11 protein-coding genes are annotated in these 12,076 nt (G+C 57.0%); 5 read left to right on the top strand and 6 right to left on the bottom strand.

Translation table 11 applies throughout. From position 1 onward, the window contains the following. Position 1: 1 nt before the first annotated feature. The 4 genes from C3406_RS09530 to ymcF form a co-directional block, all read right to left on the bottom strand. Positions 2-1,015: an ABC transporter ATP-binding protein gene (locus C3406_RS09530; RefSeq protein ID WP_103822056.1), complete on the bottom strand. Its 1,014-nt coding sequence runs from the start codon at positions 1,013-1,015 to the stop codon at positions 2-4. A gap of 16 nt (positions 1,016-1,031) precedes the next feature. Beyond that, on the bottom strand, positions 1,032-2,177 hold the full coding sequence (gene ydcS, locus C3406_RS09525; RefSeq protein WP_103822057.1) for a putative ABC transporter substrate-binding protein YdcS: 1,146 nt from the start codon (positions 2,175-2,177) through the stop codon (positions 1,032-1,034). 291 nt (positions 2,178-2,468) lie between these two features. Beyond that, entirely contained in the window at positions 2,469-3,887 is a 1,419-nt protein-coding gene (locus tag C3406_RS09520) for an aminotransferase-like domain-containing protein (protein WP_103822058.1), read from the bottom strand. Between the two features lie 112 nt (positions 3,888-3,999). Continuing rightward, on the bottom strand, positions 4,000-4,188 hold the full coding sequence (gene ymcF, locus C3406_RS09515; protein ID WP_039028652.1) for a cold shock small protein YmcF: 189 nt from the start codon (positions 4,186-4,188) through the stop codon (positions 4,000-4,002). Between the two features lie 360 nt (positions 4,189-4,548). Here ymcF and C3406_RS09510 point away from each other — a divergent pair, with 360 nt between their 5' ends. The 5 genes from C3406_RS09510 (at position 4,549) to C3406_RS09480 (ending at position 9,457) form a co-directional block, all read left to right on the top strand. Further along, entirely contained in the window at positions 4,549-5,577 is a 1,029-nt protein-coding gene (locus C3406_RS09510) for an LLM class flavin-dependent oxidoreductase (protein WP_103822059.1), read from the top strand. A 659-nt stretch (positions 5,578-6,236) separates the two neighbouring features. Then, on the top strand, positions 6,237-7,643 hold the full coding sequence (locus C3406_RS09500) for a cytochrome ubiquinol oxidase subunit I (RefSeq protein WP_103822061.1): 1,407 nt from the start codon (positions 6,237-6,239) through the stop codon (positions 7,641-7,643). Next, positions 7,643-8,653: a cytochrome d ubiquinol oxidase subunit II gene (cydB, locus tag C3406_RS09495; protein WP_103822062.1), complete on the top strand. Its 1,011-nt coding sequence runs from the start codon at positions 7,643-7,645 to the stop codon at positions 8,651-8,653. The genes C3406_RS09500 and cydB overlap by 1 nt, the downstream gene beginning before the upstream one ends. Then, the gene (locus C3406_RS09490) at positions 8,653-8,781 is read left to right on the top strand and encodes a DUF2474 domain-containing protein (protein WP_103822063.1); all 129 of its coding nucleotides are present in this window, start codon (positions 8,653-8,655) and stop codon (positions 8,779-8,781) included. Before cydB ends, C3406_RS09490 begins: the two co-directional genes overlap by 1 nt. Before the next feature lie 445 nt (positions 8,782-9,226). Beyond that, positions 9,227-9,457: a DUF2554 family protein gene (locus C3406_RS09480; protein ID WP_103822064.1), complete on the top strand. Its 231-nt coding sequence runs from the start codon at positions 9,227-9,229 to the stop codon at positions 9,455-9,457. On the opposite strand, the gene C3406_RS09475 is transcribed toward C3406_RS09480, so the two are convergent. Together C3406_RS09475 and C3406_RS09470 are read right to left on the bottom strand one after the other, a co-directional pair. Then, complete coding sequence (locus C3406_RS09475) at positions 9,458-11,422, bottom strand: peptidase U32 family protein (RefSeq protein ID WP_103822065.1); 1,965 nt, start codon at positions 11,420-11,422, stop codon at positions 9,458-9,460. 80 nt (positions 11,423-11,502) lie between these two features. Continuing rightward, positions 11,503-12,030, bottom strand: coding sequence for a helix-turn-helix domain-containing protein (locus C3406_RS09470; RefSeq protein ID WP_103179718.1), 528 nt, complete (start codon positions 12,028-12,030; stop codon positions 11,503-11,505). Positions 12,031-12,076 lie beyond the last annotated feature (46 nt).

The following is a 12,076-nucleotide window of genomic DNA, read 5'->3' as shown; positions in this document are numbered from 1 at the left end:
TTCACCTCTCCTCATGCAGCGGCACCATAGCATCGCGCGCCCACGAGGCGGTCACCTGCTGCCCGGCCTCAACCCCCGGGGCCAGCGCGGAGCCGGTCAGGTTGGCCTGGCTCACCAGCAGTTTCTCCCCCTCGGCAAGCCGCAGCTCGTAACGGGTCGCCGCCCCCTGAAACTGCACCGCCTGCACCTGGCCCTGCACCTGGATTTCACCCTGCCCGTCCAGCCGAATATGCTCCGGGCGCAGGGAGTAGCTACCGGTCATGCCGCAGACGCGCCGGGCGGTGGTATCGGTAAAGACGTTCGAGGTGCCAACGAAGCTGGCGACGAACGGGGTGCGTGGACGCAGATAGAGCTCCCGCGGGGTATCCACCTGCTCGATTCGCCCGTTGTTAAAGACCGCCACCCGGTCGGACATCGACAGTGCTTCCCCCTGATCGTGGGTGACGAAAATAAAGGTGATCCCCAGCTCCTGCTGCAGTTTTTTTAGCTCAAACTGCATCTGCTCCCGCAGCTTGAGATCGAGCGCACCGAGGGGTTCGTCCAGCAGCAGAACACGGGGTTGATTGACCAGCGCCCGGGCAATCGCCACCCGCTGACGCTGGCCGCCGGAGAGCTGGGATGGCTTGCGCGCTTCGGCAAAACTGAGGCCGACCTTCTCCAGCGCCTCGCGGGCCTGAGCCTGGCGGGTGGACTTGTTGATCCCCTTCACCATCAGCCCGTAGGCCACATTCTCGAGGATGTTCATATGGGGAAACAGGGCATAGTCCTGAAAGACGGTATTGACGTCGCGATCCCACGGAGGGAGTTCGCTGGCGTCTTTGCCAAAGATAGATATAGCGCCGCCGCTCAGCTGTTCGAAACCGGCAATCAGGCGCAGGCAGGTGGTTTTGCCGGAGCCCGAAGGCCCCAGCATGGAGAAAAACTCCCCGTCACGGATCCGGATCGTTACTCCATCCACCGCACGCACGTCGCCATACAGGCGGGAGACATCGTTAAACTCTACTGCGTAGGTCATAATCCGCTCCCTGCGCTTAACGACCGCCCATGATGGCGATGTAGTCCTGAACCCAGCGGCTGTAAGGGACGAATTTGCCGCCGTTGGCGACTGGGGTTTTCCAGAACAGGATCTTGTCGAAATAGGTGTAGCCGTTAGTTTCACAGCCTTTATCGCCCAGCAGAGTGCTGGCTTTACAGCCTTCTGCCACCACCGGCAGGGAACCGAACCACGCCGCCAGATCGCCCTGCACTTTTGGCGTCAGGGACCAGTTCATCCACTTATAGGCACACATCGGGTGTTTGGCATCGGCGTGCAGCATGGTGGTATCCGCCCACCCCGTCACCCCCTCTTTCGGGAAGACGGTGCCTATCGGCTGATTCTCCCCTTTCAGGGCGTTGGACTGATAGGGCCAGGCGCTGGAAGCCACCACCCCTTCGTTTTTGAAGTCACTCATCTGCACCGTCGTGTCGTGCCAGTAGCGGTGGACCAGCGCATGCTGATCTTTCAATACGTTTAACACCGCCGTGTATTGCGCTTCCGTCAACTGGTAGGGATCGGTGATGCCCAGATCCGGCTGGGTGGCTTTGACATACAGCGCCGCATCGGCAATGTAGATCGGTCCATCGTAGGCCTGCACGCGCCCTTTGTTGGATTTACCGTCCGGCAGTGTCTGTTCTTTAAACACCACGCCCCAGGTGTCAGGCGGGGTCGGGAAGGTTTTGGTGTTGTACATCAGCAGGTTTGGCCCCCACTGATAGGGTGTGCCGTAGGCCTTGCCGTTAACGTTGAACCACTCCCCTTTGACGATCCTGGGGTCGAGGGTTTTCCAGTTGGGGATCAGGTCCGGATTGATGGGCTGAACGCGTTTGCCCATGATCAGGCGCAGGGAGGCGTCGCCGGAGGCGGTCACCAGGTCGTAACCGCCCTTCGCCATCAGGCTCACCATCTCATCGGATGTCGCGGCGGTTTTGACGTTCACTTTACAGCCGGTCTCTTTTTCAAACTGGGTGACCCAGTCGTAGTTTTTATCGGTCTCGCCCCGTTCGATATAGCCCGGCCAGGCAATGATATCCAGACGTCCTTCGCCTTTGCCGATCTCTTTTGGCGGCTCTGCCGCCTGCGCAGTCAAAATAGTCATGCCGAGCGCGCACAGGCTGCTACGGGCAAATGTTTTGCTCATACGTATTACTCCTGTCGTAATGAAATCAGAAGGCAGCCGTGCCGGTAGAATATCTCCTTAATTAAACGTAGACCGCGCCATTGCAGCGCACCCGGCAGGCCTGAGAAATTTCACCAGGTTGTGACCGGGGGCGCATTCCCCGGTAACTGGATTATAGACAAGGGGTTAGCAGGCGAAGAGGTTATGCATATTTCCTATGAGCGATAATAAAAAACGCCGCAAATTAATTGCGGCGTGATTAACAGGATAAGAAATGATTATTTAGCGGCTGCGATCAATAGCGAGAAAAACTTATTTTTGCGTTTTTAACATCCCGCTAATTATTTGCCCTAACTGGATCACCGCCTGCTCCTCCCGCTCTCCCCAGGCCCACGAAGTATTGAAGCGGAAAAAGGGCGTCCAGGTATCGGAGGTGGAGAACATTTTGCCCGGCGCAATGCTGATGTGGTGCTTCAGCGCCCGGGCGCTGAGCTCCCCGGCATCCAGCGGCGCGGGCAGCTCCAGCCATAAAAAATAGCCGCTGTCGCTGTGGTGAATTTTCACCTCATTGGGCAGATGGCGGAGCAGCGCCTGCCACGCCTGCTGTTTACGCTCCGCCAGCGTGCGGCGCAGGCGCCTGAGATGGGCGTCATAACGTTTGGTGGCGAGATAATCCACCAGCGCCAGCTGCATGGGCGAGCTGGTGGATAAGGTGCTCATCAGTTGAAGCTGCTGGATGCGGCGGGCATGTTTCCCGGCGGCGACCCAGCCAATGCGAAACCCGGCCACCAGGCATTTGGAGAAGGAGGAGCAGTGCAGGGTCATGTCGCTGCGATCCCAGGCTTTCGCCGGGAGCGGCTTTTCGCGGCCATAATAGAGCTCGCTGTAAACATCATCTTCAATCAGGGTGACGTTGTGCCGGGCGAGTAATTCGACAAGCTGCGCTTTTTTATCGGCGCTGAGGGTAAAGCCCAGCGGGTTCTGCGCGTTGGTCATCAGCCAGCAGGCTTTTACCGGGTAGTCGTTCAGCGCCTGCGCCAGGGCGTTGAGATCGATACCGTCGCGCACGTCGGTTGCCACCGACAGCGCCTTCAGCTTCAGCCTTTCCAGCGCCTGCAGCGCACCGTAGAAGCAGGGATTCTCCACAATCACCCAGTCGCCCGGCTCGGTGACCGCCTGCAGGCTGAGGTTCAGGGCTTCCAGCGCGCCCGCGGTAATCACAATTTCATCCGGGGAGATGTTCATCCCCTGTTGGGCATAGCGGCGGGCGATGGCGTGGCGCAGATCGACATTGCCCGGCGGCAGGTTCTCGATCACGCTCATGGCGGTGGCGGTTTTACTGACGTTCGCCAGGGAGCGGTTCAGCTGCTGTAAGGGAAAGAGACGCGGATCGGGAAAGGCCGAGGCAAAGGGCACCACCGCGGGATCGCGGCTGGCCTGCAGCACATCGAAGATATAGGTATTGATATCCACCGCTTCGTCGCGCATTACCTGCGCGGGCGGCATCGGCTGCTCTCCGCTGGGACGGGCGGCGACGTAATAACCCGACTGTGGGCGCGCCACAATGTGCCCCTGGCTCTCCAGCATCTGGTACGCATGGCCGACGGTCATAAAGCTCAGCCCGCTGCTGGTCACCTGCTCACGCAGGGAGGGCAGCTTATCGCCGGGCTGCCAGACGCCCAGATCGATCTGCGAAATGATTTGCTGCGCCAGGCGCTGGTATTTTTTCATCGGGTTCTCCTTGCTGCGTTACATAGTATATCAGCAGGAGAAAAAAGGCAGAATTAATAAACTGTTATAGGTGAGAGAGGAAAGTCAGCAGGCGTGACGGCGCCTGACTGGATTATTTACGCAGCTCAAACGGGACCTGGCGGGCATGACGGGAGGCCGCTAAATGGTCGAGGGTGATCATGGAAGATTTGCAGAAAATGCACTTCGCACCGTGTGGATTTTTTTCAGACACGTCGAAAATAGAAGTACGGAACTGCGAACCATGACAGCATGGGCAACGAAAATGGATAGTAGAACTCATGTAAATCTCCTGTACGTATACACGTAAAAACTAATGGGCCTTAAAGGCAATAAAGGTCTGAGACAAAACTAATCAGAGCGTAAAGATAAAACCCAGGAGCGACTGTGGAGAGGCACAACGTGATGAGATTGCTTTAGAAACTGCTTCAGATATTTTTTGGATTTCAAACCGAAAAATCATTAACGCATTAATGATGGAAGGATGCAAGCGGTATTTACGCTAACATTCCATAAAACAGGCAGAGCCGCTGAATTCATTCAAAATTTTTGACCTCATCTGTGAAATAAACGCCATTTCTTCTCGCCGGGTAATCCGTAAAGTAAGGGTTATGTTGTTTCTCAGAAATCAGGAAACCCCGGAATGAAAAAGATCGGTTTTTTATCATTTGGTCACTGGACACCGTCACCTCAGTCCGGCACCCGCAGCGCCGCTGATGCGCTGCTACAGTCTATCGATCTGGCGGTCGCCGCCGAAGAGCTGGGCGCGGATGGCGCTTATTTCCGGGTGCATCATTTTGCCCGCCAGCTCGCCTCCCCCTTCCCGCTGCTGGCCGCAATCGGCGCAAAAACCAGCCGGATTGAGATCGGCACCGGCGTAATCGATATGCGCTATGAAAACCCGCTCTATATGGCGGAAGATGCGGGCTCAGCCGACTTGATCTCTGGCGGACGCTTACAGCTGGGGATCAGCCGCGGCTCGCCGGAACAGGTGATCGATGGCTGGCGTTATTTTGGTTACGTGCCGGGCGAAGGTGAAAACGAGTCGGATATGGCGCGCCGTCACACCGAAGTGCTGCTGGATGTGCTGCGCGGCGAAGGGTTTGCTAAACCCAACCCACAGCCGATGTTCCCTAACCCGCCGGGCCTGCTGCGCGTGGAGCCGCACGCCGAAGGACTACGGGATCGCATCTGGTGGGGCGCAGGCTCTAATGCCACCGCCGTGTGGGCCGCGAAGCTCGGGATGAACCTGCAAAGCTCTACCCTGAAAGATGACGAAACCGGCGAGCCGTTCCATATTCAGCAGGCAAAACAGATCCGCGCCTACCGTGCCGCCTGGGCCGAAGCGGGACATACCCGCACCCCGCGCGTCTCGGTCAGCCGCAGCATTTTCGCCCTGATGGACGATCGCGACCGGATGTACTTCGGCTCCAGCCGTAACGAAAGCGACAGCGTGGGTTATCTGGATGAGAAAACCCGTGCCATCTTCGGGCGCAGCTATGCCGCCGAGCCGGACAAGCTGATTGCCCAGTTGAAACAGGACGAAGCGATTGCCGAAGCGGATACGCTCTTACTGACGGTGCCGAACCAGCTGGGCGTGGAGTATAACGTGCATGTGATTGAGTCGATTCTGAAGCATGTAGCACCGGCGATGGGCTGGCGGGACGCGTAAAATAATAGAGGTCCCGTGAAATGGATAATACACGGGACGTTATTTTCACGTCATTGTGTGAAATTAGTTATATAACCTCATAATATATTTGCATTAATTATGGCACAATGTGACTGGCTTTTGTCACAGAACCGATGTTAAGTAGCGCGTGTTTTTAACTCATGAAAAACAGGCCTTCAGGATGAAACCCAGTACTACTGTAATAATATGGTTGATGGAGTTAGCTCTTCTGTGTCTGGTTTATTCGTTAATTTGTATCGTTATGCCCGATATCTGGCTATATGACCTTTATACAGATAAATTTGGTTTTTTGACCGAGGCCGAATGGTACGACCGCTACATTTTCGCGTTGTCTCTATTATCGCTGCTTTTAACCACGCTTTTAATCTGGCTAATCTCCCGTCATATGCAAAAACGTAAGGCCCACTAACCGTAAAGGGGCTCTCGCCCCTTTATCGCCTTACCCGGCCTACAAAACCTCTCCCCGTAGGCCCGCGCAAGCGAAGCGCCGCCGGGCGTTGTGGCAACTGACTATAACACTCCCGGATAACGCCCTGCTTTTTAAAACTGTTATACAAAAATTCCTCTTTTCTGTCTCTGATACTGATTTTTGTGCTGATTTACCATAACAGTCACACCGATTGACCTTGAGGTTGTGCATGTTTGGTTTAGATGCGTTTGTTCTTGCGAGGATCCAGTTTGCTTTTACTGTCTCCTTTCACATTATTTTCCCGGCGATTACCATTGGCCTCGCCAGCTATCTGGCGGTGCTGGAGGGACTATGGCTAAAAAGCAAAAACCCCGTCTGGCGCTCGCTGTACCATTTCTGGTCGAAGATCTTCGCCGTCAACTTTGGCATGGGCGTGGTCTCCGGGCTGGTGATGGCCTACCAGTTTGGCACCAACTGGAGCGGTTTTTCCCAGTTTGCGGGCAGCATTACCGGCCCGCTGCTGACCTATGAAGTGCTCACCGCCTTCTTCCTCGAAGCGGGTTTCCTGGGGGTGATGCTTTTCGGCTGGAACAAAGTGGGGCCAGGGCTGCACTTCTTTGCCACCTGTATGGTGGCGCTGGGCACGATTATCTCCACCTTTTGGATCCTCGCCTCCAACAGCTGGATGCAGACTCCGCAGGGCTATGAGATCGTCAACGGCCAGGTGGTGCCGGTGGACTGGTTGGCGGTGGTGTTCAACCCCTCCTTCCCCTATCGCCTGCTGCATATGTCGATTGCCGCGTTTCTCAGCAGCGCGCTGTTTGTCGCGGCCTCGGCGGCCTGGCATCTGCTGCGCGGGAACAATACCCCCGCCATTCGCCGCATGTTCTCCATGGCTCTGTGGATGACGCTGATCGTCGCCCCCATTCAGGCGCTGGTCGGGGATATGCATGGCCTCAACACCCTGAAGCATCAGCCGGCCAAAATTGCCGCCATTGAGGGCCACTGGGAGAACCCGCCCGGCGAGCCGACGCCGCTGCTGCTGTTTGGCTGGCCGGATATGGCGCAAGAGCGCACCCGCTACGGCCTTGAGATCCCGGCGCTCGGCAGCCTGATCCTCACCCACAGCCTGGATAAGCAGGTTCCGGCGTTGAAAGAATTCCCGAAAGCGGATCGGCCCAACTCAACCATCGTCTTCTGGTCGTTCCGCATTATGGTCGGGCTGGGCTTGCTGATGCTGCTCCTGGGCGCGATCGCCCTGTGGCTGCGCTACAGGCAGCGGCTCTATTACTCCCGGCCTTTCCTGTGGTTTGCCCTGCTGATGGGACCGTCGGGCTTAATTGCGATTCTCGCCGGATGGGTGACCACCGAAGTAGGCCGTCAGCCCTGGGTGGTGTATGGGCTCCAGCGCACCAGAGATGCCGTATCGGCCCATGGCGATCTGCACATGAGCATCAGCCTGCTGGCCTTTATCGTGGTCTACACCTCGGTCTTTGGCGTTGGTTATAGCTACATGGTGCGCCTGATTAAAAAAGGACCGCAGGAAGAAGAGAGCTTCCCGACCGAAAACGATGGCCGCCCGGCGCGCCCGCTCTCGGCCGCGAGCGCTGAATTCACTCACAAGGAGACACCATAATGGGCATCGATCTCTCCCTGATCTGGTTTGTGATTATTGTCTTTGCCACCCTGATGTACATCGTGATGGACGGCTTCGATCTCGGTATCGGTATTCTGTTTCCCGCCATCAAGGACGCGGATGACCGGGACGTGATGGTCAACAGCGTCGCCCCGGTGTGGGACGGGAACGAAACCTGGCTGGTGCTGGGCGGAGCTGCGCTGTTCGGCGCCTTTCCGCTGGCTTATGCGGTGATTATTGATGCCCTGACCATTCCGCTGACCTTAATGCTGATCGGGCTGATTTTCCGCGGGGTGGCGTTCGAGTTCCGCTTTAAGGCAACGCCCGCACACCGTCCCTTCTGGGATAAGGCGTTTATTGGCGGTTCACTGCTCGCCACCTTTACCCAGGGGATGGTCGTGGGGGCGGTGATCACCGGCTTTCCGGTCAGCGGTCGCGCTTTTGCCGGGGGGCCGTTCGACTGGTTTACGCCCTTCAGCCTCTTCTGCGGCCTGGGGTTGGTAGTGGCTTACGCCCTGCTGGGTGCCACCTGGCTGGTGATGAAAAGTGAAAACCCGCTCCAGGGTCGGATGCGTCAGATATCGAAGCGCCTGCTGCTGGCGCTGTTGGTCATCATTGCGGCGATCAGCCTCTGGACACCGCTGGCGCACCCGGCCATTGCCGATCGCTGGTTTAGCCTGCCGAACCTGTTCTTCCTGCTGCCGGTTCCGCTACTGGTGGCACTGCTGGGCCTGTGGCAGTGGCGCTGCCTGGATAACCCGCATAGCCACCATCTGCCGTTCGTGCTGACTCTCGGGTTAATCTTTCTTGGCTTTAGCGGGCTTGGGATCAGCATCTGGCCGCATATCATTCCGCCGTCCATCACCCTCTGGCAGGCCGCTGCGCCTGCCCAGAGCCAGGGCTTTATGCTGGTGGGGGCGTTGTTTATTATCCCGATCATCCTTGTCTACACTTTCTGGAGTTACTACGTTTTTCGCGGAAAAGTCCAGCCTGGGGAGGGCTATCATTGATGAATCAACCTGTCTGGAAACGTCTGATGTGGATGGTGATTATCTGGGGCGGCAGCGTGCTGGCCCTGGCGCTGGTGGGGTTTTTCTTCCGGGTGCTGATGACGGCGGCGGGGTTTAAGTCACACTAGCCAACTTAAAGCGATAATTTGGCCGCTACATAACACTCAATTTACAGCGGCTCCCTGGTCCGGCTGAAAATCGCCGAAGCGTTGACCGCAGGCTGGGGCGAGGCGCATGGACGCGCCGAGAGGGGGCGACCTACAGGGATGTAGGATCGCCCCCGACCCGATAGCCGGAGGGAATAAGCTGAGGGCACCGCGAAGCGGCGATTTTCTTGCCGGGAGCCGGGATTGTTAAGGGGGCGGCGATAGCCCCCTTAACACGTTCACGGGTGACGTGGTTTGCAGAGAAGCAAGGAACGCAAGGTGAACGGAACTCCCTCAACCGTCGCATATCCCACCTTCCCCATCCCTACAAATCTCAACAAATCCTTTCCCGCCTTTAAAAAACCGAATAATAACCTCACGAAACTATCGGCATCATACTCCGCAAACGTAATCAACCGGTGGCAAGATGTTTAAAAAAACGTTATCAGCAATAATGCTCACCTGCGCCCTATTCTCCGGCCAACTGATGGCCAGCCATAAAGGACATGAATTTTTTTGGGTGAAGAACGTCGAGCAGCAGCTGCGCCACGAAGCGGACAGCGATGAATTACGGGTGGTGGCAGAAGAGTCGGCAGACGGCTTGCGCGAACATCACCACTGGCAGAAGTCGCGCAAACCGGATACACATTTTCTTTAATTACGCGCCTTTACGCTTCGGCAGCGTTTTGAGCAGATCGTCAGGGCTGACGGAAGCCACCACGCTGCCCGGCTGAGGCATTTTAAGGATGTGATTTTTCATCTTGCCGATGACGTGCATCTCGCATGGTCGGCAGTCAAATTTCAGGGTTAACACCTCATCACCATTCACCAGCTGCATCGGCGTCGCCTTCCAGCTCTTGATATTGCCTTTGGCCTGTTTCGGACAGAGGTTAAAGGCGAAGCGCAGGCAGTGCTTGGTGATCATCACCGGTACGTCGCCCTTCTCTTCGTGGGCTTCATACGCGGCATCAATCAGCTCAACGCCATATCGCTGATAGAACGCGCGCGCCTTGTGGTTGTAGACGTTCGCCAGGAATGAGAGATGCGTTTCCGGGTAGACCGGCGGCGGTACAGAGACCGCTTTGCGGCTGCCACGTGGGTAGTTTGCCAGGCGCGCGGCGTCCAGCATCTCGGCCGTTTCACGACGGAACTGGTTCAGCAGGCTGTTCGGCACAAAGAGCGCGCCAGGCAGGTTAACCTGAATATCCCGGGCGTAATAGATAGTCTGACCCAGCTTAGCGACGCCATCCTTCAGGTTGTTCAGCGCTTTTTCGGCATTGTTAGCCACCTCAAACTGCCCGTCCAGGGTGTGGGTGACGCTGGTACCATCTTCGCTGGTCATGGTCAGGATCAGCTGCTCTTCCCAGCCGCCCAGCTCGATGTCTACCGCAACGCGGCGCTCGCTGGAGGTTTTCAGCAGCGCCTGCTGCCAGTTATGGTCCAGGTTGCGGTTCAGGGGCGTATGCGGACGCACTTTATGCAGGTCGGCAGGCATTTCGTTTGGCCAGACGCGGTAGCGATTTTCACCGGTTTTCTCCACCGTGTTGGCGCGAAAACCGACCACTTCACGTTTGATCATCACGTTCAGGCCATCGCCATTCGCCAGCGGTTCGGTCACTTCCACATCCAGGTGCTCTCTGGAGACCTTCAGCACTTCACCCACCGGCAGGCCGATAAATTTCGGCGAATCGAATGCTCCGATATCCCCTTTGCGCGCATTCACAAAGTAGTCGGTACTGCCGCGATGGAAGGTTTTGTCCGTAGACGGAATAAAGAAGTGCTCTGTACGGCCGGCGGAACTGCGGGCCAGATCGCCGCGATCTTCAATAATGGCATCGAGCATCTGGCGGTAATGGGCGGTGATGTTCTTCACATAGCTCATGTCTTTGTAACGCCCTTCAATCTTGAAGGAGCGCACACCCGCATCGATCAGCGCGCCCAGGTTGGCGGTCTGATCGTTATCTTTCATCGACAGGAGGTGCTTTTCAAACGCCACCACCCGGCCCTGATCGTCTTTCAGGGTATAGGGGAGACGACACGCCTGGGAGCAGTCGCCGCGGTTGGCGCTGCGCCCGGTCTGGGCGTGGGAGATGTTGCACTGCCCGGAATAGGCCACGCACAGCGCGCCGTGGATAAAGAACTCGATGGTAGCGTCGGTCGCCTGGTGGATATCGCGGATCTGATTGAGGTTCAGTTCACGGGCCAGCACGATCTGGGTAAAACCGGCATCCGAGAGGAACTTCGCTTTTTCCACGGTGCGGATATCGCACTGGGTACTGGCGTGCAACTCGATCGGCGGGATATCCATCTCAAGGACGCCCATATCCTGGACGATCAGCGCATCAACGCCGGTCTGATACAGGTCGGTAATCAGACGCTGCGCCGGTTCCAGTTCATCATCATGAAGAATGGTGTTCAGGGTCACGAACACTTTCGCCCCAAAACGGTGGGCGAACGGCACCAGGTCGGCGATATCGCGCAGGCTGTTGCTGGCATTATGGCGGGCGCCAAAACCAGGGCCGCCGATATAGACCGCATCGGCACCATGAAGGATCGCTTCACGGGCAATGGCGGCGTCACGAGCCGGGCTTAAAAGTTCAAGATGATGGGATGGCAGGCGCATACTTCGTCGTTATCCGTTATGGTCAAAATGGCGGCTATTGTAGTCAGAAGTATGGGCCAGTGAAACAGTTTTACGTGTCTTTATCGGGGATAATGGATGAGTGAGTGAAAGTGCACCGTCTGGCCGCTGCTGTTGCGGTAGGCGTGCGGTTTATCCCCGGCAAAACGCAGGCCGGTATCGGGCAAAAGCGTCTGCCAGACGCCGTCGATCTGCATCTCCAGCTCACCGCTTATCACCACCACATGCTCAATTACCCCAGCCTCGTGCGGGGTGGATTCGCTGAGGGCGCCCGGCGCGAGGGTAATCGAGAAATGATCGTATTTCAGCGCCTCATCCCAGGGAAAGAGCGGTTTCACCACCATCGCCTGCTGCTGGGGATCGAATACCGGCGGGTTTTCCGCTTCTGGCGTGATAAAGGTGGAGAACGGCACGTTCAGCCCAGTGGCGATTTTCCACAGCGTCGAGACCGTCGGGCTGGATTCGTTCCGCTCCACCTGGCCGAGCATCGCTTTCGACACTCCGGTCTCTTCAGCCAGCTTTGACAGGCTCCAGCCGCGCGCCTGGCGCAGCGTTTTTAGCGTAATTGCAAGATGTTGCGTAATGTCCATAGCCCCTCCTCTTGCCGCGAGTGTACCACTTGTATGCTATAACGCA

It is taken from the genome of Leclercia sp. LSNIH8 (genome assembly GCF_002920195.1).
Classification (GTDB): Bacteria; Pseudomonadota; Gammaproteobacteria; order Enterobacterales; family Enterobacteriaceae; genus Enterobacter.
This window is presented reverse-complemented; position numbering and strand designations above follow the sequence as displayed.

What these genes read in the sequence shown, in the direction of transcription:
- C3406_RS09530 (WP_103822056.1), bottom strand. Translation starts at nt 1,015, where the DNA reads ATGACCTACGCAGTAGAGTTTAACGATGTCTCCCGCCTGTATGGCGAC.
- ydcS (WP_103822057.1), bottom strand. Translation starts at nt 2,177, where the DNA reads ATGAGCAAAACATTTGCCCGTAGCAGCCTGTGCGCGCTCGGCATGACT.
- C3406_RS09520 (WP_103822058.1), bottom strand. Translation starts at nt 3,887, where the DNA reads ATGAAAAAATACCAGCGCCTGGCGCAGCAAATCATTTCGCAGATCGAT.
- ymcF (WP_039028652.1), bottom strand. Translation starts at nt 4,188, where the DNA reads ATGAGTTCTACTATCCATTTTCGTTGCCCATGCTGTCATGGTTCGCAG.
- C3406_RS09510 (WP_103822059.1), top strand. Translation starts at nt 4,549, where the DNA reads ATGAAAAAGATCGGTTTTTTATCATTTGGTCACTGGACACCGTCACCT.
- C3406_RS09500 (WP_103822061.1), top strand. Translation starts at nt 6,237, where the DNA reads ATGTTTGGTTTAGATGCGTTTGTTCTTGCGAGGATCCAGTTTGCTTTT.
- cydB (WP_103822062.1), top strand. Translation starts at nt 7,643, where the DNA reads ATGGGCATCGATCTCTCCCTGATCTGGTTTGTGATTATTGTCTTTGCC.
- C3406_RS09490 (WP_103822063.1), top strand. Translation starts at nt 8,653, where the DNA reads ATGAATCAACCTGTCTGGAAACGTCTGATGTGGATGGTGATTATCTGG.
- C3406_RS09480 (WP_103822064.1), top strand. Translation starts at nt 9,227, where the DNA reads ATGTTTAAAAAAACGTTATCAGCAATAATGCTCACCTGCGCCCTATTC.
- C3406_RS09475 (WP_103822065.1), bottom strand. Translation starts at nt 11,422, where the DNA reads ATGCGCCTGCCATCCCATCATCTTGAACTTTTAAGCCCGGCTCGTGAC.
- C3406_RS09470 (WP_103179718.1), bottom strand. Translation starts at nt 12,030, where the DNA reads ATGGACATTACGCAACATCTTGCAATTACGCTAAAAACGCTGCGCCAG.